General features: G+C 69.8%; 21 protein-coding genes. 3 read left to right on the forward strand and 18 right to left on the reverse strand.

All coding sequences use genetic code 11. The features are described 5' to 3' along the window. Window positions 1-20: 20 nt before the first annotated feature. From MT346_RS11710 to MT346_RS11725, 4 genes are read right to left on the reverse strand one after another with little or no spacing between them, the layout of a single operon-like run. Window positions 21-1,574: a stealth conserved region 3 domain-containing protein gene (locus MT346_RS11710; protein WP_243563254.1), complete on the reverse strand. Its 1,554-nt coding sequence runs from the start codon at window positions 1,572-1,574 to the stop codon at window positions 21-23. Between the two features lie 49 nt (window positions 1,575-1,623). Next, window positions 1,624-2,112, reverse strand: coding sequence for a DUF6804 family protein (locus tag MT346_RS11715; RefSeq protein WP_243563255.1), 489 nt, complete (start codon window positions 2,110-2,112; stop codon window positions 1,624-1,626). Next, entirely contained in the window at window positions 2,112-2,699 is a 588-nt protein-coding gene (locus MT346_RS11720; RefSeq protein WP_243563256.1) for a GDSL-type esterase/lipase family protein, read from the reverse strand. The genes MT346_RS11715 and MT346_RS11720 overlap by 1 nt, the downstream gene beginning before the upstream one ends. Beyond that, the gene (locus MT346_RS11725; protein ID WP_243563257.1) at window positions 2,696-4,228 is read right to left on the reverse strand and encodes an SDR family oxidoreductase; all 1,533 of its coding nucleotides are present in this window, start codon (window positions 4,226-4,228) and stop codon (window positions 2,696-2,698) included. The genes MT346_RS11720 and MT346_RS11725 overlap by 4 nt, the downstream gene beginning before the upstream one ends. Before the next feature lie 43 nt (window positions 4,229-4,271). On the opposite strand from MT346_RS11725, the gene deoC reads away from it, so the two are divergent. The 3 genes from deoC to MT346_RS11740 all read left to right on the forward strand — a co-directional run bounded on the left by deoC (window position 4,272) and on the right by MT346_RS11740 (window position 6,679). Then, window positions 4,272-5,003, forward strand: coding sequence for a deoxyribose-phosphate aldolase (deoC, locus tag MT346_RS11730; RefSeq protein WP_243563258.1), 732 nt, complete (start codon window positions 4,272-4,274; stop codon window positions 5,001-5,003). Window positions 5,004-5,116: 113 nt separating this feature from the next. After that, window positions 5,117-6,067 (forward strand): ROK family protein, encoded by a 951-nt coding sequence (locus tag MT346_RS11735; RefSeq protein ID WP_243563259.1) that lies wholly within the window; start codon window positions 5,117-5,119, stop codon window positions 6,065-6,067. 57 nt (window positions 6,068-6,124) lie between these two features. Further along, window positions 6,125-6,679, forward strand: coding sequence for a type IV toxin-antitoxin system AbiEi family antitoxin (locus tag MT346_RS11740; protein WP_243563260.1), 555 nt, complete (start codon window positions 6,125-6,127; stop codon window positions 6,677-6,679). Between the two features lie 81 nt (window positions 6,680-6,760). On the opposite strand, the gene MT346_RS11745 is transcribed toward MT346_RS11740, so the two are convergent. The 14 genes from MT346_RS11745 to MT346_RS11810 form a co-directional block, all read right to left on the reverse strand. Next, window positions 6,761-9,094 carry a bifunctional (p)ppGpp synthetase/guanosine-3',5'-bis(diphosphate) 3'-pyrophosphohydrolase gene (locus MT346_RS11745; RefSeq protein WP_243563261.1) on the reverse strand — a complete coding sequence of 778 codons (2,334 nt, stop codon included), beginning with the start codon at window positions 9,092-9,094 and terminating at the stop codon, window positions 6,761-6,763. A gap of 45 nt (window positions 9,095-9,139) precedes the next feature. Continuing rightward, complete coding sequence (locus MT346_RS11750) at window positions 9,140-9,487, reverse strand: rhodanese-like domain-containing protein (protein WP_243563262.1); 348 nt, start codon at window positions 9,485-9,487, stop codon at window positions 9,140-9,142. 6 nt (window positions 9,488-9,493) lie between these two features. Next, a complete protein-coding gene (gene secF / locus MT346_RS11755; protein ID WP_243563263.1) occupies window positions 9,494-10,492 on the reverse strand; it encodes a protein translocase subunit SecF in 999 nt (332 codons plus the stop codon). Further along, window positions 10,492-12,228 carry a protein translocase subunit SecD gene (secD, locus tag MT346_RS11760; protein WP_243563264.1) on the reverse strand — a complete coding sequence of 579 codons (1,737 nt, stop codon included), beginning with the start codon at window positions 12,226-12,228 and terminating at the stop codon, window positions 10,492-10,494. Before secD ends, secF begins: the two co-directional genes overlap by 1 nt. Window positions 12,229-12,322: 94 nt before the next feature. Continuing rightward, window positions 12,323-12,709, reverse strand: coding sequence for a preprotein translocase subunit YajC (gene yajC, locus MT346_RS11765; RefSeq protein ID WP_243563265.1), 387 nt, complete (start codon window positions 12,707-12,709; stop codon window positions 12,323-12,325). A 72-nt stretch (window positions 12,710-12,781) separates the two neighbouring features. After that, entirely contained in the window at window positions 12,782-13,828 is a 1,047-nt protein-coding gene (gene ruvB / locus MT346_RS11770; protein WP_243563266.1) for a Holliday junction branch migration DNA helicase RuvB, read from the reverse strand. Next, window positions 13,825-14,445, reverse strand: a complete 621-nt coding sequence (ruvA, locus tag MT346_RS11775; protein ID WP_243563267.1) for a Holliday junction branch migration protein RuvA — start codon at window positions 14,443-14,445, stop codon at window positions 13,825-13,827. The genes ruvB and ruvA overlap by 4 nt, the downstream gene beginning before the upstream one ends. Further along, complete coding sequence (gene ruvC / locus MT346_RS11780) at window positions 14,442-15,134, reverse strand: crossover junction endodeoxyribonuclease RuvC (protein ID WP_243563268.1); 693 nt, start codon at window positions 15,132-15,134, stop codon at window positions 14,442-14,444. The genes ruvA and ruvC overlap by 4 nt, the downstream gene beginning before the upstream one ends. Window positions 15,135-15,139: 5 nt before the next feature. Next, window positions 15,140-15,904, reverse strand: coding sequence for a YebC/PmpR family DNA-binding transcriptional regulator (locus MT346_RS11785; protein WP_243563269.1), 765 nt, complete (start codon window positions 15,902-15,904; stop codon window positions 15,140-15,142). 99 nt (window positions 15,905-16,003) lie between these two features. Then, window positions 16,004-16,615: a pyridoxal 5'-phosphate synthase glutaminase subunit PdxT gene (pdxT, locus tag MT346_RS11790; protein ID WP_243563270.1), complete on the reverse strand. Its 612-nt coding sequence runs from the start codon at window positions 16,613-16,615 to the stop codon at window positions 16,004-16,006. Beyond that, complete coding sequence (gene pdxS, locus MT346_RS11795) at window positions 16,605-17,531, reverse strand: pyridoxal 5'-phosphate synthase lyase subunit PdxS (RefSeq protein ID WP_243563271.1); 927 nt, start codon at window positions 17,529-17,531, stop codon at window positions 16,605-16,607. The genes pdxT and pdxS overlap by 11 nt, the downstream gene beginning before the upstream one ends. A gap of 43 nt (window positions 17,532-17,574) precedes the next feature. Then, on the reverse strand, window positions 17,575-18,222 hold the full coding sequence (locus MT346_RS11800) for an HIT domain-containing protein (protein ID WP_243563272.1): 648 nt from the start codon (window positions 18,220-18,222) through the stop codon (window positions 17,575-17,577). After that, window positions 18,222-20,243, reverse strand: a complete 2,022-nt coding sequence (thrS, locus tag MT346_RS11805) for a threonine--tRNA ligase (RefSeq protein WP_374202526.1) — start codon at window positions 20,241-20,243, stop codon at window positions 18,222-18,224. Before thrS ends, MT346_RS11800 begins: the two co-directional genes overlap by 1 nt. 56 nt (window positions 20,244-20,299) lie before the next feature. Next, window positions 20,300-20,842, reverse strand: a complete 543-nt coding sequence (locus MT346_RS11810; protein WP_243563273.1) for an adenine phosphoribosyltransferase — start codon at window positions 20,840-20,842, stop codon at window positions 20,300-20,302. Between the last annotated feature and the right edge of the window lie 213 nt (window positions 20,843-21,055).

The raw sequence follows: 21,055 nt of genomic DNA on the forward strand, positions 1-21,055 counted from the left end.
GAGCCGGCCGCTGACGCGCCCTAGACGCTCGGCCGCTCCCACGGTGCTGGGAAGGGGAAGTACCGCTCGAGGAAGTCGGTGACCTTCGTCATCCGCTCGTCGTCGCTGACCTCGGGGAAGCTGCCGTCGTTCAGGCAGAAGAAGTCGGCGTTGCGCTTCTTCACCAGGTCCTCGAGCTCGCGCAGACCCGCCACCATCGTCGTGTCGATGTACCGCACCGGCGCGTTCTCCTGCACGATGGCCCGACCCGTCAACAGCGCGTAGTAGTGGTAGAGCGAGTTCGTCACCGAGATGTTCTCGGCCGCGCGGAAGCGTGAGGCCGCCGTGGCGCGGAACTCGTCCGCGAACTCGTGTTCCATCTCGGTCATGATGCTGGCACGCAGGGGTGTGGGTGCGTGCTCGAGGTGGCGCGTGGTCACGGCGCCGAACCGCTGCTGCAGCAGACGACGGTTCACCCGGGCGGAGTTCTCGAAGCCGCTGCGTCGTGGGTTGTTCGAGCCGAGTCCGATCCTGGTGATCGCCACGATGAACTTGCTCACGGAGCCCGGGCTGAAGAACACCGACGGGTCGACCTGGCGCCCGAAGAACATGTCGTCGTTCGAGTAGATGAAGTGCTCGCTGATGCCCGGGATGTGGTGCAGCTGCGACTCGACGGCCTGCGAGTTGTGCGTGGGCAGCACGGACGGGTCGGCGAAGAACTCCTCGCTCCGCACGATCCGGACCCGCGGGTGGTCGGCCAGCCATTCGGGTGCCGGTGAGTCGGTGGCGATGTAGATCGTCCGGACCCACGGCGCGTACATGTAGACCGAGCGCAGCGCGTACTTCAGCTCGTTGATCTGCCGGAAACGGGCGGGTGCGTCGTCGCCCTCGCCCAGGACGGCTGAGGACTGCGCTGCCTGGCGTGCGCGCTGGTACTCGACGGCGTTGCCGTCGACCCACGAGAAGACGATGTCGATCGGGAACCGGATGTCCGACACGTGGTCGTCGAACATGTGCTCGACGGTCTGCCAGGTGCGGCCGTAGCGCTCGATGTCGACCAGGTCGAACTCCTCGATCGGCAGGCTGCGACGCATCAGGGCGTTCTCGACCGGTGCCAGGACCTCGGTCTCGGTCACCCGCCAGAACTCGAGCTGGACGCTGGTCTCGGCACCGTAGCGCAGCCGGCCGAGCGGCTCGAGACGGGGTCGGAACACCCGCAGGACGGGCTGGTCGACCGGCCCGAGCCCGTCGTCGACGACCAGGACGGCCGGTTCGCCCGGCGGCTTGGCGTAGAACGGTTCACCGACGGCGGCGTCCATGATCGCCGACTCGGCACGCTGGCGGTCGCGTTCGTCGATCGCGATGACGGGGCGCTGGTCGTTGCCCCGGATGAGCAGGTGGTCGACGTCGCCGGCGGTGAGCGCGTCGTCGAGGAACAGCAGGTCCTCGATCATCGACTGCTGCGGCGTGAGGTGGCCGTTCAGCAGCGTGAAACGGCCTTTGCGGAGGACGACGTCGGGCCGGTCGAGACCGCCGGAGGACGGTCGAGGGTTCAGCAGAGGACTCTCGGTCTCCGGCTTGGTCTCGTTGCTCATCCATGCCCATCTGATCAGGTGGTCGGACCCTGCGTCCGCCCCTGTGATCCTACCGGGCGGGGGTGTCGTGTGCTGATCGAGGGACCTTGACGGCGATGCCGACCACGATGAACACCGCAGCGGCCACGATCTGCAGCGCCGCCCACACCTGCCCCGGGATCGGGACGGTGACGAGCGGGTTCCAGCAGACGGCCACGGCGGCCGTCACCGCGATCGCCCACCACGTGCGACCCCGGAGCGCGAACACGAGCACGATGAGGGCCAGGACGGTGATCCCCCAGCGCACGGCGACGAAGGCGGGTGCGTCGAGCAGCGCCACGCAGGCGAGCAGCACGATCGCCGCCAGCAGTGACGGCGCGAGGGCCGGGCGGGTGTAGTCCGGCAGGTCCGGCTTCCCGCCACCGCGACCACGGGAGGCCGCAGCGCCGAAGGACGCGCCCGACCCAGCCGTCGACGACGGCGAGCCCGAACGAGACCCGGACCCGCCGGACGGCCGCAGGGACGATCCGACCTGGGGCCGCCCCTTCCGGCCGGCCATCAGGCCGAGGCCTCGTCCAGCTCGATCGCCGTGATGGGGCGGGACATGGGCGGCAGACCCCGCAGCCGCTCGAGCGCGGGCACGAGTTCGGCCGTGTAGGCGCGGTAGCCCTCGTCGGTCAGGTGGAGTCCGTCGTCGGTGAACTGCGCGGCGAGGTGGTCGCCGTCGGCCAGTGCGGGCCAGACGTCGAGGTACTGCGCGTGGCAGGTCGCCACGAACTGCCGCAGGTGCCGGTTGGCCTCTTCGATGCGGGGCGCGTACTCGGCCTGACGCGGCAGGACCGACACGAGCAGCAACCGCACGCCCGGAAGCTCACGTCGCAGCGTCACGAGGATCGTCTCGACGTTGCGGACGACGTGCTCGGCGCTCTTGCGGTGGTTGCCGAAGTCGTTCGTCCCGATCAACAGGACGATCACGTCGGGTGCTGCCTGCACGATGTCGTCGAGTCGCTCGAGGACACCGTCCGTCGTGTCGCCGTTCACCCCGCGGTTGTCGGTGCGCTCGTCGGGGAGCCGCTCGGCCCAGGATCCGCCTGCGGTGACGCTGTCCCCCAGGAACAGGACCAGTCCGCGTTCGTCGTCGCTCATGCTGCCTCCTCGTGCGCTGACGCGCGGGACCCATTCTGCTGCGTGCTGTTGGCCTGCGTCGAGTCGGTGCGGTGGGCCTCCCGCTCGGCGCGTGCGGTCATGCGCTCGACCATGCCGGGGAAGATCACCCCGTGGAACGGCAGGATGCCGTACCAGTACAGGCGTCCGGCCAGTCCCTGCGGGAAGTAGATCGCCCGCTGGTGGTAGTCGCAGCCGCCGTCGTCCGACGGGGTCACGGTCATCTCGAGCCAGGCGCGACCGGGCGACTTGAACTCGGCCCGGAGTCGCAGGTAGTGACCACGGTCGAGCCGTTCCACCCGCCACCAGTCCAGCGCATCACCCTGCTCGAGGCGCTTCGGGTCGCGTCGTCCGCGGTTCAGGCCGACGCCCCCGGCGAGCTTGTCCATCCAGCCACGGGCGACCCACGCCAGCGGGAACGAGTACCAGCCGTTCTCGCCGCCGATCGACTCGACCACGCTCCACACCGCCTCGGGCGGCGCCGAGGTGTGCCGGAGCCGGTCGTCGACGTACACGGTGTGCCCGGCCCAGTCCGGGTCGCTCGGCAGCGGGTCGGCGGGGGTCCGGGCGAGGGTGGCACTGCGCCAGCTCGTCGTCACCTCGCCCTTGCGCATCTTCGTCAGCGCCAGGCGGACGGCTCGGCGGTAGCCGGTCAGGCCGCCCTCGGGCCGCGGCACGACGTCGTCGATGTCGTGTTCGCGCTGGACGCATTCGAACTGCAGCGACTCGATGATCGGGGTCGCGAGCTTGCGCGGGATCGGCGTGACCATGTTGAACCAGTGCGCGGCGAGACCCGGCGTCATGACCGGCAGCGGCGAGATCGCCCGCTGGGGCAGTTTCGCCTCGACCGCGTAGCCGTTGAGCATCTGGCCGTACCGCAGGACGTCGGGCCCGCCGATGTCGAAGGTCCGGTTGACGTCCGCGGGGATGTCGAGCGCGGCGACCAGGTAGTACAGGACGTCGCGGACGGCGATCGGCTGGATGTGGTTGCGCACCCAGCGCGGCGTCGGCATCCAGGGCAGCACGTCGGTGACGTGGCGGATCATCTCGAACGAGGTGCTGCCGGAACCGATCACCACGCCGGCCTGGTAGGCGATGGTCGGCACGCCGGAGCCCAGCAGGACGTCCCCCACCTCCTTGCGACTGCGCAGGTGCTTCGAGAGCTCGCCGTCCGGGTGCAGGCCGCCCAGGTAGACGAAGCGGCCGACCCCGGCGTGGACCGCGGCATCGGCCATGGTCTGGACGGCGGTCCGCTCGGCCTGCTCGAAGTCGCCCTCCGCCCCCATCGCGTGCGCGAGGTAGTAGACGGCCTGGATGCCGTCGACGGCCTCGGTCACGGCACGGACGTCCTGCAGGTCGCCCTGGATCACGTCGACCTGGTCACGCCAGGGGACGTCGTCGAGCTTGGTGGGTGTGCGGACGAGCACCCGAAGGGAGTGGCCGGCGTCGATCAGGAGTGGGACGAGGCGACCGCCGATGTAGCCGGTGGCCCCGGTGACGAGGACGCGCATGCCCCGCACGCTACGCCGATGCCCTTGAGGGTAGGCTCGCCGGGTGGACAACGCAGCACTCCCCGTCACCGCCGACGCCGTCCGTCGGCTCATCGACCACGCGATCCTGAAGCCGGAGCTGACCCGCTCCGACGTCGACGCCCAACTGGACGAAGCTGCCGCGTACCGCGTGTTCAGCGTGTGCGTCCGGCCGAGCGACGTCCGCCACGCCGTCGAACGCCTGCAGGGCACCGGTGTGGGCGTCGGCACGGTCATCGGGTTCCCGCACGGCACGACCTCGACCGAGGCCAAGGTGGCGGAGTCGCTGCAGGCCCTGGCCGACGGTGCGTTCGAACTCGACATGGTCCAGAACATCGGCGCCGCCAGGTCCGGCGACTGGGCGCGGGTCGAGCAGGACGTCCGTGCGGTCGTCGACGCCGCGGGCGACACCGTCGTCAAGGTCATCCTCGAGACCGCCTTCCTGACCGACGACGAGATCGTCGCCGTGAGCCGCGCCGCACAGTCGGCCGGCGCGTCCTTCGTCAAGACCTCGACCGGCTTCGCGGGTGGCGGTGCCACGGCCGAGCACATCGCCCTGATGCGCCGGACCGTCGGCGCCGACACCGGTGTCAAGGCCTCCGGCGGCGTCCGCGGTCTCGACACCCTGCTCGAGATGGTGCAGGCGGGCGCCGACCGCATCGGGACCAGCGCTTCCGCACGCATCCTCGACGAGGTGGCGCACCGCGCCCAGACCGGTGCCGCCTCCGGCGCCGGGGACGACGCCACCTCGTACTGACCCTCCCGGTCCCCCCCCCCCCCCGACCACCCCCACCGAGCCGGGACGCACCCGACGCGACGCCGCGTCGGGGACGCGACCCCGAGCCTCCCGACCGCCGCATCGGAGCGCGCATGTCGAACACCGGATCCACCACCGCCCTGGCCCTCGCCGTCGACCTCGGCGGCACCAAGGTCGAGGCCGCCCTGGTCACCGACCAGGGGGTCGTGCTGCCAGCCACACGCTTCCGCAGTCCGACCGGACCGCAGCGGACGTCGGACGAACTGCAGGCGGCGGTCGACCAGGCCGTGACCAGCGCGCTCGGCGCGATGCCCGACGGCGCCACACTCGTCGGGGTGGGCATCGGCTCGGCCGGACCCGTCGACGAGGAACACGGGCTCGTCTCGCCCCTCAACATGCCCGTGTGGCGGGGCTACCCCCTGCGCGACCGGATCGCCGCGCACGTGCCCGCCGGCACGCCCGTCACGCTGCGCATGGACGGGCTCGCGATCACCCTGGCCGAGCACTGGCTCGGCGCCGCGCAGGGGTCCGACCACGTCATGGGCATGATCGTGTCGACCGGCGTCGGTGGCGGTCTCATCCTGCACGGCCGGACCGTCAGCGGCCCGACCGGCAACGCCGGGCACATCGGCCACGTCGAGTGCGGTGGGTACGACGACCCGTGTGCGTGCGGTGGCACGGGCTGTCTGGAGGCCGTGGCCAGTGGTCCGAAGACCGTCGCGTGGGCGAAGCGGCAGGGGTTCGCCGGGGAGACCGGTGAGGACCTGGCAGCCGCGTACGCGGCCGGCGACTCGGTCGCCGTGGCTGCGGTCGAGCGCAGCGGTCGGGCACTCGGGCAGGCGATCGCCGCGGCGACGTCGCTGGTCGACCTCGAGGTCGTCGCGATCGGTGGTGGCTTCTCGCACGTCACCCCGGACCTGTTCGAGTACGCCCGTCAGGCCGTCGCCGAGCGCGTCGAGTTCGGCTTCGTGACGAAGGTCCGGATCGTCCCGACCGGGTTGTCCCAGGACGGACCGTTGATCGGTGCCGCGGCACTCGTCCACCGGGCGCACGTGCTGCGCTGAGCCCGGGCCTGTGCACAGCGCAGCACGTTCTTGGTCCGTGTGCGGCAGGATGTGCGGGTGTGTTCCTCGCGGCTGCTGACGACCGACGACTGGCCCGAGACCGAGCTCCGCGCCGCTGTGCTGGCCGGGGAGCTCGTCATGGTCGGTGCCTGCTGGGCGTCGGTCGCCGAGCCGCAGGACCCGGCACTGCGTGCGGCGTCCTTCGCATGGAGCGCCGGCGACGAGCGCGTCGTCGCCGCCGGGCGGAGCGCCGCCTGGATCTGGGGCGCCTGTTCGCGTCCGCCGCTCCCCCACGACGCGTGCGTGCCGGCTGGGCAGCGCATCCGACAGAACGGCGGCGAGCCGGTCCGGGAGGTCGCGATCACGTCGGCAGACACGGTGCGGATCGGCGGAGCGACGGTCACCACCCCGGTGCGGACCGCGCTCGACCTGCTGCGCGTCGCGGGGCCGTCGGCCTGGGCATCGCGTTCCGAGGTGGTGCGCGGGCTGCTCGACGTCGGACTGGTCACGCCGCCGGAACTGGGGGCACGGCTGCGGGCGCTCGGCACGGCGCCGATGGTGCGGCAGGCGGAGCGGCGGTTGCGCGAGGTGTTGACGTCCGGCGGGTTGTGACCCGGTCGACGTGCCGGTCAGTCGGCGTGCCGGTGACCTGACGTGCCGGTCAGCTGACGTGCGGGTCAGCCGACGTTCCGGTCACCCGGCGCTGACACGGTAGACGTCGTAGACGGCATCGATGCGGCGCACTGCGTTGAGCACGCGGTCCAGGTGCGTGGTGTCACCCATCTCGAACACGAACCGTGACAGGGCCAGCCGGTCGGACGAGGTGGAGACCGTCGCCGACAGGATGTTCACGTGGTGGTCGGTCAGCACCCGGGTGACGTCGCTGAGCAGGCCCGACCGATCGAGGGCCTCGATCTGGATCTGCACGAGGAACACCGACTTGGACGACGGCGCCCACTCGACCTCGATCATCCGGTCCGGCTCGTTCATGAGCGACTTGACGTTGGTGCACGTGGCCTGGTGCACGGAGACGCCCTGGCCACGGGTGATGAACCCGACGATCTGGTCCCCCGGGACGGGCGTGCAGCACTTGGCGAGCTTGACCAGGATGTCGGGTGCCCCGCGCACCAGCACGCCGCTGTCGCTGTTGCGGAGCTGCCGGCTGGTGATCTGCCGCGGGAAGGCGAGCTCGGGCTCGTCCGTCTCGGTCTCGGTCTGCACGCCGGCCAGGACCTTCTCGATGACCGACTGCGTCGACACGTGTCCCTCGCCGATGGCGGCGTAGAGCGCGGCGACGTCGTCGTACCGCATCGCCGACGCCACTTCGGAGATGGAGTCCTGGCTCATGATGCGCTGGAGCGGCAGGTTCTGCTTGCGCATGGCCCGTGCGATCGCGTCGCGGCCCTGCTCGATCGCCTCTTCGCGGCGCTCCTTGGTGAACCACTGCTTGATCTTGTTGCGCGCACGGGGACTGCGGACGAACGTCAGCCAGTCCTGGCTGGGGCCGGAGTCGGGGTTCTTCGACGTGAAGATCTCGACGACGTCACCGCTCGACAGCGAGCTCTCGAGCGGGACGAGCCGGCCGTTGACCTTGGCGCCCATCGTGCGGTGCCCGATCTCGGTGTGCACGGCGTACGCGAAGTCGACCGGGGTGGCCCCGGCAGGCAGACCGATCACCTTGCCCTGCGGCGTGAAGACGTAGGTCTCCTTCGCACCGATCTCGTACCGCAGCGAGTCGAGGAACTCCCCCGGGTCGCTGGTCTCGGCCTGCCAGTCGGTGATGTGCGCCAGCCACGCCATGTCCTGGTCGGTCTGGCTCGAGCTGTCGACGTCACGACCGGCTGCGCGCTGCTTGTACTTCCAGTGGGCCGCGACGCCGAACTCGGCACGCTGGTGCATCTCGTGGGTGCGGATCTGGATCTCGACCGGGCGACCCTGCGGTCCGAGGACCGAGGTGTGCAACGACTGGTAGAGGTTGAACTTGGGTGTGGCGATGTAGTCCTTGAACCGACCGGGCAGCGGCGTCCACCGCGCGTGGACCGAGCCGAGCATCGCGTAGCAGTCGCGCACGGTCGGCACCAGGACGCGGATCCCGACCAGGTCGTAGATCTCGTCGAACTCGCGCCCGCGCACGATCATCTTCTGGTAGATCGAGTAGTACTGCTTCGGACGACCCATCACGTCGCCGCGGACCTTGGCGGCCTTCAGGTCCTTCTTCAGCGTGCCGATGACGTTCTGCACGAACTGCTCGCGCTTGGGCTGCCGTTCCTTGACCAGGCTGTCGATCTCGACGTAGAGCTTCGGGTGCAGCACCGCGAAGGACAGGTCCTCGAGCTCGAGCTTGATCATCTGGATGCCCAGGCGGTGCGCGAGCGGCGCGTAGATCTCGAGCGTCTCCTTGGCCTTGCGCGTGGCCGACGTCGACTCGACGAACCCCCACGTACGGGCGTTGTGCAGGCGGTCGGCGAGCTTGATGACGAGCACGCGGATGTCCTTCGACATCGCGATCACCATCTTGCGGACGGTCTCGGCCTGGGCGCTGTCGCCGTACTTGACCTTGTCGAGCTTCGTGACGCCGTCGACGAGCATCGCGATCTCGTCGCCGAAGTCGTGCCGGAGCTGGTCGAGCTGGTAGTCGGTGTCCTCGACCGTGTCGTGCAGCAGCGCGGCGGCGATCGTGATCGTCCCGATGCCCAGGTCGGCGAGGATCTGCGCGACGGCCACCGGGTGCGTGATGTACGGCTCGCCGGACTTGCGCTTCTGCCCGTCGTGCGCGCGCTCGGCGACGGAGTACGCCCGCTCGATCAGGGTGATGTCGGCCTTGGGGTGGTGCGACCGGACGGTACGGATCAGGGTGTCGACCGCGCCGGCCGGCTGCGCTCGCGAGAAGAGGCGCGGGAGCAGGCCGCGGAGTGCGCTGAGGTTGCCGGTGGTGTTCGGGCCGAGCGGACTGGTGGGCAGCGATGTCGATCCGGGGCGGCTCGGGAGCGAGTCGTCCTGTCTCGCTGACTCACGGATGTCCGTCATGCTGCGCCTCCAGGGACCTGATCCGACAACACTACGCGCGTCGGGTCAGTGCCCGTGACCGCGTTCGCCCGCGGCGTCGTGGGCGCCCGGGCGCACGACCGGGCCGCCCTCGGCTTCCCAGGCCACCATGCCGCCCGACAGGTTGACCGCGGGGACGCCCTGCTGTTCGAGCGCCTGCACCACCCGCGCCGACCGCATACCCGAGTGGCACACGACGATCGCGGGCTGGTCGGCGGACTCGATCTCGGTCCACCGTTCAGCGAACTCGGACGTCGGCACGAGCGTGGCCTGGGGCGCGTGGACCTCGTCCCACTCGTGCTGCTCACGCACGTCGTACAGCCGGGCGCCGGCAGCGATCCGCGCGAGCGCCTGGTCGGTCGTGATCTGGTCCATGTCGTCTCAGACCTCGGCCGGAGCGTCCGCCACGGCGCGCTTCGCCGCAGCCGCCTGCTTCTTGGCGTCCGCCTGCTTGATCTTCGGCTCGCCCTCGCGCAGGTGCGCGTACATCGGCGACGCGATGAAGATGGTCGAGTACGTGCCGACGATGATGCCGATGAACAGCGCGAGCGAGATGTCCCGGAGGGTGCCGGCACCGAGCACGTACGACCCGATGAACAGGATCGCCGCGACCGGCAGCAGGGCGACGACCGAGGTGTTGATCGACCGGACCAGCGTCTGGTTGACCGCGAGGTTCACCGACTGCACGAACGTGCGGTGCGATTCCTGCGCCGTGTTCTCGCGCACCTTGTCGAACACGACGACCGTGTCGTACAACGAGTAGCCCAGGATCGTCAGGAACCCGATGACCGCGGCCGGGGTGACCTCGAGGCCGACGATCCCGTACACGCCCGCGGTGATCAGCAGGTCGTGGAGCAGGGCGGCCATGGCGGACAGCGACATCTTCCAGGTGCGGAAGTACAGCGCCATGAAGACGGCCGCCAACGCGAGGAAGATGATCAGACCGCGGACGGCCTGGGACAGCACGTCGGCACCCCACGTCGCGCCGATGAAGGTCGACGCGACCTCGCCGGAGTCGACGTTGTAGGCGTCCGCGAGCGCGCCCTGCACCTGTGTGGTCTGCGCGTCGGTCAGCTGACCGGTCTGCACGCGGATGCCGTGCGTCCCGAGCTGCGAGACGCGCGGGATCTCGTCGGGCACGATCTTCTCGACCGTGTTCGTCGCGAGGTTCTGGTCGAGGTTCTTGACGTCCGAGATGGTGAACTCGGATCCGCCGGTGAACTCGATGCCGAGCTGGTACCCGCCGCGGAGCCACGGCACCGCGAGCGAGATGACGATCGCTGCCAGGGCGATCAGGTACCACAGGCGACGGCGCCCGACGATGTCGTACGACCGCTTGCCCGTGTAGAGGTCGTTCCCGAACTGGCTGAAGCTCGCCATCAGCTGTCCTTCCCGTTCGGCGTCTCGCCGTTGCCGGCCTTGCGCTCGGCGATGGTCTGTCGTCGCTGTGCCTCGCCGGCACTGCGCTGGCGCTTGCCGTCCACGACGGGTGCGCGGAACTGCGCACGACCGCGGTACACGGCACCCAGGGCCGACGGATCGAGTCCGGAGAACCGGTGCCCCTCGTTGAAGAAGCGGCGGCGGGAGATCAGCTGCAGCATCGGGTGGGTGAAGAGGATCACGACCACGACGTCGATGAGCGTCGTCAGGAGCAGCGTGAACGCGAAGCCCTTCACGTCGCTGACGGCGAGGATGTAGAGCACGATCGCGGCCAGGAAGTTGATCGAGTCGGACGCGATGATCGTGCGGAAGGCGCGACGCCACCCGGCATCGACCGCTCCCTCGAGCGCACGGCCTTCGCGGAGTTCGTCGCGGATGCGCTCGAAGTAGACGATGAAGGAGTCCGCGGTGATGCCGATCGCGACGATCAACCCCGCCACACCGGCCAACGACAACCGGTAGTCGACCCGCCAGGACATGATCGCGATCACCAGGTACGTCAGCGCGGCAGCGACTCCGAGCGAGAGGACCGTGACGAAGGCCAGCGCCCGGTACTGGATCACCGAGTAGATGATGACCAGGATCAACCCGATCAGGCCCGCGACGAGTCCGCCGATGAGCTGCGCGGTGCCGAGGGTCGCCGAGATGTTCTCGTTCGACTGCACCTTGAAGTTGATCGGCAGCGCGCCGTACTTCAGCTGGTCGGCGAGGGTCTTGGCGGACTCGGCCGTGAACGACCCGCTGATCTGCGCCTTGCCGTTCGTGATCGCGCTGTTGGTCGTCGGCGCGGTGATCACGTTGCCGTCGAGCACGATCGCGAACTGGTTCTGCGGCTGCTGGAGCTTGACCAGGCGGTTCGTGACCGTGGCGAAGTCCTTGGTGCCGGCACCGTTGAACGTCAGGTTGACGGCCCACTCGCCGGTCGTGGTGCCCTGCGACGAGGTCGCCAGGCCGGAGGTCGCGTTGCTGATGTCCGCCCCGGAGACCTCGACCGGCCCCAGGATGAACTTCGACGTGCCGTCCTGGTCGCACGTGACCAGGGGCTGGTCGTCGCGCGCCGCGGTGACGTCGTCCGGCGCCTTGCAGTTGTAGTTCGTGTACAGGTCCTGCAGTCGCGGCGACGCCCAGTTGAGGTCGCTCGCGTTGGTCGGCTTGGCGGTCGGCGTGGCCGGCAGCGACGCGGGCGGCGAGTACGGCGTCGGGGACGCGGTGGACCCGGACTTCCCGCCGACCGAGGTGTCGGTCGCCGCCTCGGTGTAGAGCACCGGACGGAAGGTCAGCTTGGCAGCGGCCTCGATGCGCGAGATCGTCTGCTGGTCCGGCTTGCCCGGGATCGACACGACGATGTTGTTGGCACCCTGCGTGTTGATCTCGGACTCGGAGACACCGGTCGCGTCGATGCGCTGCCGGATGATGTCGACGGCCTGCTTGAGCTGGTCGGAGGTGACCGAGTCGCCGCTGGTGCTCTGCGCCGCCAGGGTCAGCTGCGTGCCGCCCTGCAGGTCGAGCGCGAGTTCGGGGACCCAGCTGGCCCCGGCGAACCACTTGCCCGTGGTGTCCTTGGTGGTGCTGGCGAGGATCGAGGCCGCCGTGTTCAGGCCGGCCAGGATCGCCATGATGATCACCAACCAGGTGAGCGAGCGCAGCGCTTTCTTGACGGGGGTCGGTCGTGCCACCGGCAGTCTCGTCTTTCTGTCAGTTCGTCGGCGCGCACGCCGGACGAAGCGGTGTCACCGCCGGGTCACGGTCGTGTCCCGGCGGCCCGGTGGTTCAGTCTTCGGTCTTGCGCTTGGTCTGCTCGGCGTCGTCGGCACGCTCGCCGTAGACGGGCTCGCCGTTGAGCTCGGCGACGGGCTTGTGCTCGTCTTCCGGCGTGGCGGTGGTCTCGATGTCGGATGCGCTGTCGTCCACGACGCGCGAGAGCGTCTGGCGGTGCACGGTCACGACGGTGCCCGGTGCGATCTCGACGTCGGCGGTGACCTTCTCGTCGTCGACGGACAGCAGCGTGCCGTAGAGACCGAAGGACAGCATCACGCGAGCACCCGGCACCATCTTGGTGGCGAGCTCACCCTGCTGCTTCTTGCGCTTGCGGCTGTTGTAGAACATGAAGGCCGCGAACGCCACGACGATGACGATGAGGATGACTTCTTGACCCATGATTGCGATGCCTTCTCTGGTATTTCGGTTTCGGGCCGTAGCAGTCTAGGGCACGTGGCTGTGGCTGACGGCTCAGCCGGGTTGGTCGTCGTCGAACAGCCCGGGTTGTGGGCCGACGCCCCCGGCGCCGGGGGTGAGCCCGAAGTGCCGCCAGGCCGCCGGTGTCGCGATGCGCCCGCGCGGCGTGCGCGTCACCAGCCCGATCCGGACCAGGAACGGTTCCACGACCGACTCGATGGTCTCGGCTTCTTCGCCGACGGAGACCGCCAGGGTGTTCAGGCCGACCGGTCCGCCGTCGAACCGGGTGAGCATGATCTCGAGCACGGCACGGTCGAGCCGGTCGAGGCCGTACTCGTCGACGTCGTACAGCTCGAGGGCGCCCTGCACCGCGGTCATGCCGTCGCGGGTGCCGTGCACCAGCGCGTAGTCCCGCACGCGGCGCAGCAGCCGGTTCGCGATGCGGGGTGTCCCCCGCGACCGCCCGGCGATCTCGCGCAGCGCGAAGCGGTCGAAGTCGAGTTCGAGCAGGTGGGCCGCCCGGATCAGGACCTGTTCGAGCTCGTCACGCTCGTAGAACTCGAGGTGGGCCGTGAATCCGAAGCGGTCGCGCAGCGGGTTGGGCAGCAGGCCGGCGCGTGTCGTGGCACCGACCAGCGTGAAGGGCGCCAGTTCGAGCGGGATGCTGGTCGCGCCGGCACCCTTGCCCACCATGACGTCGATGCGGAAGTCCTCCATCGCCAGGTAGAGCATCTCTTCTGCCGAGCGCGCCATGCGGTGGATCTCGTCGATGAACAGGACCTCGCCCGGCATCAGCGAGGACAGCACGGCGGCAAGGTCGCCCGCGTGCTGGATCGCCGGCCCGCTGGACATGCGCAGCGGGCGGGAGGACTCGTGCGCGACGATCATCGCGAGCGTGGTCTTGCCGAGACCGGGAGGCCCCGCCATCAGGATGTGGTCGGGCGTGCGGTCCTGCATCGCCGCCGCCTTGAGCAACAGGTCGAGCTGGCCCCGGACCTTGCGCTGGCCCACGAACTCGGCGAGTGACTTCGGGCGGAGGGCACCCTCGAAGGCGAGTTCTTCGGGTGACTGCGCGTCGGCCGCCGTGATGCCGCCGCTCACCGGCCGGCTCCGGTGGGACGGAGGGCGCCGAGCGCGGCACGGAGCAGCGCCTGCGTGCCCATCGCCGCCACACCGGGCTCGCTCGCGATGGTGTCGTCGACGGCGCTGCGGGCAGCGTCTTCGCGCCAGCCCAGTCCGACGAGGGCGATGACGACGTCCTCGGAGGCCGGGTGCGCGGTCGTGCCCCGGGAACCCGTGGGCAGCGTGGGCGTCTCGAAGGCGGCGAGCTTGCCCGAGAGCGCGACGATGATGAGCTTGGCGGTCTTCGGGCCGATGCCGGAGACCTTGCGGAACGCCCCGTCGTCGTCCTTCGCCACCGCGTTGGCGATCTGGGCCGGGTCCATCGCACCGAGGACGCCCAGTGCCGACTTGGGGCCGACACCGGACACGCTGCGCAGGAGGTCGAAGACGCGCAGTGCGTCGGTGGACTCGAACCCGAACAGCAGATGCTCGTCCTCACGCACGATCATCGCGGTGCGGACGAACACCTCGGAGCCGTGGCGCATGGTGAGGGCGTGTGCGGGCGTGACGGTGACCAGGTAGCCGACCCCGCCGACGTCGATCACGACCGACGACCCCGCGATGTCGATGCAGGTGCCCCGGAGACTCGCGATCATGCCCCGAGCCTACGGGCACCCGCCGACGCGCCGGACCCGCCGCGCGGTGCGCCCGACGGGCCGCGAGGAACGCCAGAGCCACCACGCTGGGCGGCTGCTGCGGCTCGTGCCAGGGGTGACGCGGCCGTGCGCCCGCCGGTGCCGGCCTGCGCGTCCCGCCACGCGCGCTGCGCCGGCGTGAGCACCGCGGAACTCGCGCCGACCGCGTCGGGTGCGCCGAGCCTCCACGCGTGGCACACGGCCAGCGCGAGCGCGTCGGCCGCGTCGGCGGGCTTCGGCGCTTCGGCCAGGCCGAGGATCCGCGCGATCATCGTCTGCACCTGCGCCTTGTCCGCGTTGCCGTACCCCGTGACGGCGGCCTTGACCTCGGACGGGGTGTGGAGCCCGACGGGGATCCCGCGCGAGGCAGCGGCGTGGAGTGCCAGGCCGGACGCCTGCGCGGTGCCCATCACGGTGCGGACGTTCGCCTGCGCGAACACGCGCTCCACCGCGACGGCGTCGGGGTGGTGCCGTTCGATCTGTTCGGCGATGCCGCTGGCGATGAGGACCAGCCGCTGCTCGAGCGCCATGTCCGACGGCGTGCGGACCACCGTGACGTGCACGAGCCGGGCGCGGCGGTCGGGCGTCACCTCGACCACGCCCACACCGCACCGGGTCAGCCCGGGATCGACCCCGAGCACGCGGAGCACGAGGGCTAGTCCTCGTCCTCGTCGAGCTCGGCCTGCACCTCGGCGGGGATGTCGAAGTTCGCGTAGACGTTCTGCACGTCGTCGCAGTCCTCGAGCGCGTCGATCAGCTTGAAGACCTTGCGGGCCGTCTCGGCGTCGATCGGGACCTTGAGCCCGGGCACGAACTCGGCGTCGGCGGAGTCGTAGTCGATGCCGGCATCCTGCAGCGCCGTGCGGGCCGCGACCAGGTCGGACGCCTCGGAGATGACCTCGAATCCACCGCCCTGGTCGATGACGTCCTCGACGCCGGCGTCGAGCACCGCTGTCATGACGTCGTCCTCGGACAGGCCGTCGACCTTGGTGACCGAGATGACGCCCTTGCGCGCGAAGTTGTAGGCGACGCTGCCCGGGTCGGCCATGGTGCCGCCGTTCCGCGACATCGTCGTGCGGACTTCGGCGGCCGCGCGGTTCTTGTTGTCGGTGAGGCACTCGATGAGCATCGCGACGCCGTTGGCGGCGTAGCCCTCGTACATGATGGTCGTGTACTCGATCGACTCACCGGTCAGACCGGCACCGCGCTTGATCGCGCGGTCGATGTTGTCGTTCGGCACCGAGGTCTTCTTGGCCTTCTGCACGGCGTCGACCAGCGTCGGGTTGCCCGACATGTCGGCGCCGCCCATCTTCGCGGCGACCTCGATGTTCTTGATGAGCTTCGCGAACGACTTGGCACGGCGACCGTCGATGACGGCCTTCTTGTGCTTCGTCGTCGCCCACTTGGAATGCCCGGACACGGTTCTCCTTGCGTCTTGCGGAAAGTCGACCTCAGTTTACCGGCCTGGAGGCGCGGTGTGCTCCCGGCGCGCTGGCCCGGTGGACAGGCGGGTAAGGTCTCAGGCGCTGTGGACGAGGTCGAGGAAGCGCCGGTGGAAGCGGTCCTCGCCGGCGACCTCGGGGTGGAAGGCACTGGCGATGACGTTGCCCTGCTGCACGGCGACGACCTGCCCGTCGGCCAGGGCACCGAGCACGTGGACCCCCGCACCGTGCTGTTCGACCACGGGCGCGCGGATGAACACCGCGTGCACCGGGGCGTCGCCGAGGTCGGGCATCGGGATGTCCGTCTCGAACGAGTCGTTCTGGCTGCCGAACGCGTTGCGCCGGACCGTGGTGTCCAGGACACCGAGCGTGTGCTGCCCGGCGATCGCGTTCGTGATCCTGTCGCTCAGCATGATCATGCCGGCGCACGTGCCGTACGTCGGCAGTCCGTCGCGGATCGCCTGGCTGAGCGGCTGGGCGACACCGAACGCACGGGACAGCTTGTCCATCACGCTCGACTCGCCACCGGGGATCACGACACCGTGCAGCGACGCGATCTCCTCCGGACGCCGCAGCGGCACGACCTCGGCACCGAGCACCGTCAGCGACGCGATGTGCTCACGGAAGTCACCCTGCAGTGCGAGCACCCCGATGCGGGGCGCCGCACCAGCGGTCGGACTACCAGCCACGCTCGGCGAGGCGGTGCGGCGCGGGGACGTCGGCGACGTTGATGCCGACCATCGCCTCGCCCAGTCCGCGGGAGACCTCGGCGATGACCTTCGGGTCGTCGTGGAAGGTCGTCGCCTTGACGATCGCAGCGGCACGCTTGGCCGGGTCGCCGGACTTGAAGATGCCGGATCCGACGAAGACGCCGTCCGCACCGAGCTGCATCATCATCGCGGCGTCGGCGGGGGTCGCCACACCACCGGCCGTGAACAGCACCACGGGGAGCTTGCCGGTCGCAGCGACTTCCTTGACGATGTCGTACGGCGCCTGGAGTTCCTTGGCCGCGACGTACAGCTCGTCTTCCTTCAGGTGGCGCAGCGCCGCGATCTCCTTCGCGATGGTGCGGATGTGCTTGGTCGCCTCGGACACGTCACCGGTGCCGGCTTCACCCTTGGAGCGGATCATGGCCGCGCCCTCGGTGATGCGACGGAGCGCTTCGCCCAGGTTGGTCGCGCCGCAGACGAAGGGCGTGGTGAAGTTCCACTTGTCGATGTGGTTGACGTAGTCGGCGGGCGACAGGACCTCGGACTCGTCGATGTAGTCGACGCCGAGCTCTTGCAGGACCTGGGCCTCGACGAAGTGGCCGATGCGGGCCTTGGCCATGACCGGGATCGACACCGACGCGATGATCTCCTCGATCATGGACGGGTCGGACATGCGGGCGACGCCACCCTGTGCACGGATGTCGGCGGGCACGCGCTCGAGCGCCATGACCGCGGTCGCACCGGCTTCTTCCGCGATGCGTGCCTGCTCGGCGTCGACGACGTCCATGATCACGCCGCCCTTGAGCATCTCCGCCAGGCCGCGCTTGACCCGGGAGGAACCGGTGATCGAGGTGCCGTTGGTGCTGGGGTCCGGGGTGCTGGTGCTGTCGCTCATGATGCCGTCCATCCTAGTGCTGGACCGGCCGTGTGCGCCGCGGTCAGTCCCCCGACGGCCAGCCCTCGGCCACGAGCCGTCGTGTCTCGCCGAGCAGCTGGGACATCGACTTGGTGCGGGCGATGATCGGGAAGAAGTTCGAGTCCGACTGCCACCGCGGGACGATGTGCTGGTGGAGGTGGCCGGCCACCCCGGCGCCCGCGACCTCGCCCTGGTTCATGCCGATGTTGAAGCCGTCGCAGTGCGAGACCTGCCGCAGCACCCGCATGGCCGTCTGGGTGAGCTCGCCGATCTCGCGGAGTTCGTCGGGCGAGGCGTCGTCGTACAGCGGGATGTGGCGGTACGGGCAGACCAGCAGGTGTCCGTTGTTGTACGGGTACAGGTTGAGCAGGACGTAGGCGTGCTCGCCGCGCGCGACGATCAGGGCGTCCTCGTCGGACTTGGCGGGTGCCTCGCAGAACGGGCAGTCGTCCTTGTGTCCGCGGCCCTCGCCCTCGCGGCCGGCGTCGATGTACGCCATCCGGTGCGGGTTCCACAGGCGCTGGAAGGCGTCCGGCACCGCGGCGCCGGTGGCAGCGTCGCGGATGACCAGCGGATCCGGACCGGAGGCCGTGGTCGCCGAACCGGGACCGGTCACGTCGTCGACGTGACCGGTCCCGGGGACCTGCTCCGGGCCTCCAGACAGCTGCATCAGACCTGCGCGCGCTCGCGGATCGCGGTCAGGATCCGGTCCACCGCGTCGTCCACGGGCACGCCGTTGTCCTGACGGCCGTCGCGGAAGCGGAAGCTCACCGCACCGGCGTCGCGGTCGTCACCACCGGCGATCAGCTGGAACGGCACCTTGGCCTTGGTGTGCGTGCGGATCTTCTTCTGCATCCGGTCGTCGGAGTGGTCGACCTCGGCACGGACACCGTGCGTCCGGAGCTTCGCGACCACCTGGTCGAGGTAGTCGCCGTACTCCTCGGCGACGGGGATGCCGACGACCTGCACCGGGGACAGCCAGGCGGGGAACGCGCCGGCGTAGTGCTCGGTCAGCACACCGAAGAACCGCTCGATCGAGCCGAACAGCGCGCGGTGGATCATGACGGGCTGCTGGCGGGTGCCGTCGGCGGCCGCGTACTCCAGCCCGAAGCGCTCGGGCAGGTTGAAGTCGAGCTGCACGGTCGACATCTGCCACGTGCGGCCGATCGCGTCGCGAGCCTGCACCGAGATCTTCGGACCGTAGAACGCCGCACCGGCGGGGTCCGGCACGAGTTCGAGGCCGGACTCCTCGGCGACCTCGCGCAGGGTGTTCGTCGCTTCGTCCCAGACGTCGTCGTCGCCGACGTACTTCTCCGGGTCCTTGGTCGACAGTTCGAGGTAGAAGTCGTCGAGACCGTAGTCGCGCAGGAGCGACAGCACGAACTGCAGCGTCGTGGTCAGTTCTTCCTTCATCTTCTCCTTGGTGGTGAAGATGTGTGCGTCGTCCTGGGTCATGCCGCGCACGCGGGTGAGGCCGTGGATGACGCCGGACTTCTCGTTGCGGTAGACCGTGCCGAACTCGAACATCCGGAGCGGCAGGTCGCGGTAGGACCGGGCCTGCGAGCGGTACGCCAGGATGTGCATCGGGCAGTTCATCGGCTTGAGGTAGTAGTCCGCGCCCTGACGGGTGACGTTGCCGTCCTCGTCGCGGGCCTCGTCCATGTGCATGGGCGGGAACATGCCGTCCTTGTACCACCCCAGGTGGCCGGACTGCTCGAACAGGTCGCCCTTGGTGATGTGCGGCGTGTAGACGAACGAGTAGCCGTTCTCCTCGTGCCGGCGACGCGAGTAGTCCTCCATCTCGCGGCGGATGATGCCGCCCTTCGGGTGGAAGATCGCCAGGCCCGAGCCGATCTCGTCCGGGAACGAGAACAGGTCGAGCTCGGCACCGAGCTTGCGGTGGTCGCGCTTGGCCGCTTCTTCGAGCCGCACCAGGTACGCCTTGAGCTGGTCCTTGTCGGGCCAGGCCGTGCCGTAGATGCGCTGCAGCTGCGGGTTCTTCTCGGAGCCGCGCCAGTAGGCAGCAGCGACGCGCATGAGCTTGGCGGCGTTGCCGATCCAACGGGTGTGCGGCACGTGTGGCCCGCGGCACAGGTCCTGCCAGAGCACCTCACCCGACTTCGGGTCGACGTTCTGGTAGACGGTGAGCTCGCCGGCACCGACCTCGACGCTCTCGCCGGAGTCACCGTCGGCTGCGGCGCCCTTCAGGCCGATGAGCTCCTGTTTGTAGGGCTCCCCCGCCATCAGCTCGCGGGCCTGCTCGTCGGACACCACGACACGACGGAAGCGCTGGGCCTGCTTGATGATCCGGTCCATGCCCTTCTCGATCGCCTTGAGGTCGTCGGGGGTGAACGGCTCGGCGACGTCGAAGTCGTAGTAGAAACCGTCGGTGACGGGCGGACCGATGCCGAGCTTGGCATCCGGGTTGATCTGCTGCACGGCCTGCGCGAGCACGTGCGCGGCCGAGTGGCGCAGGATGTCCAGGCCGTCCTGCTCGTCGAGGGTGACGGGCTCGGCGGTCTCACCGGCCTGCACCTCGGCAGCCAGGTCCTTCAGGACACCGGCGACCCGGATGGCGACGACGCCGCGGACACCGTCGAAGAGCTCCGTGCCCGTCGTCGCGGTGGTCGCGGTCACGGGCTCGGGCGCGGCGGGCGCTTCGTCGGGTGCGGGGGCGACTGACTCGGTCACGTGGTGGGACTCCTCGTTCTGGTGGTGGAGCAATGCTAGTCGGCGGGCGGGTCGACTCAGGCCGGGACGACGCCGAGCGTGGTGACGGGAAGCCGGGGCTCGAGACGCTCCCGTCCCTGCAGGCCGTCGAGCTCCAGCAGCGCGGCGAACCCGATCGCCTGGTACCCGGCACGTTCGAGCAGGGTGATGGTGGCGGCGCCGGTGCCCCCGGTCGCCAGGACGTCGTCGACGACGAGCACCCGGGTGCCCGCGGGGAGCTGGGCCGGCCGGAGCTCGAGCTCGGCCTCGCCGTACTCCAACGCGTACTGCTCGCTGAGGACCTCGCCGGGGAGCTTGCCGGCCTTGCGCACGGTCAGCACGCCGACCTGGTGCTGCGCGGCGATGCCCCCGGCCAGCGCGAACCCACGGGCTTCGATGCCGGCGACGGCGTCGAACCCGGCGCCGATCGCGAACGGTGCCGCCAGGGCCTCGCACGCACGACCGAACGCCACGGCATCGGCGAACACCGGCGTGACGTCGCGGAACAGGATGCCGGGCTTCGGGAAGTCGGGGACGATCGCGGTCAGGCGCTGGACGAGGTCGGACGCGGTTTCGGTCATGCGTCAACCGTACGGGCGGTCGGCGGGCACCTCGCACCGTGCGGGGTTCGTGCTCGCGCAGGCACGAACGGTGCGGGGTTGGCGAGTGCGCACGGTGCGAGGTCGACCGCCCGTGCGAGGACGATCGCCCCGTGCGAGGAACCATCCCCGCACGGGGCGATCAACCCGGCACGACGCGGCAGGGCAGCGCGGCAGGGCAGCGCGGCAGGGCAG

This window comes from Curtobacterium sp. VKM Ac-2922 (assembly GCF_022815645.1).
Lineage (GTDB): Bacteria > Actinomycetota > Actinomycetes > Actinomycetales > Microbacteriaceae > Curtobacterium.

Bases quoted from the DNA above. Each gene is read 5' to 3' on its own strand.
- MT346_RS11800 (WP_243563272.1), bottom strand. From the start codon at position 18,222: ATGCAGCTGTCTGGAGGCCCGGAGCAGGTCCCCGGGACCGGTCACGTC.
- MT346_RS11725 (WP_243563257.1), bottom strand. From the start codon at position 4,228: ATGCGCGTCCTCGTCACCGGGGCCACCGGCTACATCGGCGGTCGCCTC.
- MT346_RS11720 (WP_243563256.1), bottom strand. From the start codon at position 2,699: ATGAGCGACGACGAACGCGGACTGGTCCTGTTCCTGGGGGACAGCGTC.
- pdxS (WP_243563271.1), bottom strand. From the start codon at position 17,531: ATGAGCGACAGCACCAGCACCCCGGACCCCAGCACCAACGGCACCTCG.
- secF (WP_243563263.1), bottom strand. From the start codon at position 10,492: ATGGCGAGCTTCAGCCAGTTCGGGAACGACCTCTACACGGGCAAGCGG.
- MT346_RS11750 (WP_243563262.1), bottom strand. From the start codon at position 9,487: ATGGACCAGATCACGACCGACCAGGCGCTCGCGCGGATCGCTGCCGGC.
- MT346_RS11810 (WP_243563273.1), bottom strand. From the start codon at position 20,842: ATGACCGAAACCGCGTCCGACCTCGTCCAGCGCCTGACCGCGATCGTC.
- MT346_RS11710 (WP_243563254.1), bottom strand. From the start codon at position 1,574: ATGAGCAACGAGACCAAGCCGGAGACCGAGAGTCCTCTGCTGAACCCT.
- MT346_RS11715 (WP_243563255.1), bottom strand. From the start codon at position 2,112: ATGGCCGGCCGGAAGGGGCGGCCCCAGGTCGGATCGTCCCTGCGGCCG.
- MT346_RS11735 (WP_243563259.1), top strand. From the start codon at position 5,117: ATGTCGAACACCGGATCCACCACCGCCCTGGCCCTCGCCGTCGACCTC.
- yajC (WP_243563265.1), bottom strand. From the start codon at position 12,709: ATGGGTCAAGAAGTCATCCTCATCGTCATCGTCGTGGCGTTCGCGGCC.
- MT346_RS11745 (WP_243563261.1), bottom strand. From the start codon at position 9,094: ATGACGGACATCCGTGAGTCAGCGAGACAGGACGACTCGCTCCCGAGC.
- ruvA (WP_243563267.1), bottom strand. From the start codon at position 14,445: ATGATCGCGAGTCTCCGGGGCACCTGCATCGACATCGCGGGGTCGTCG.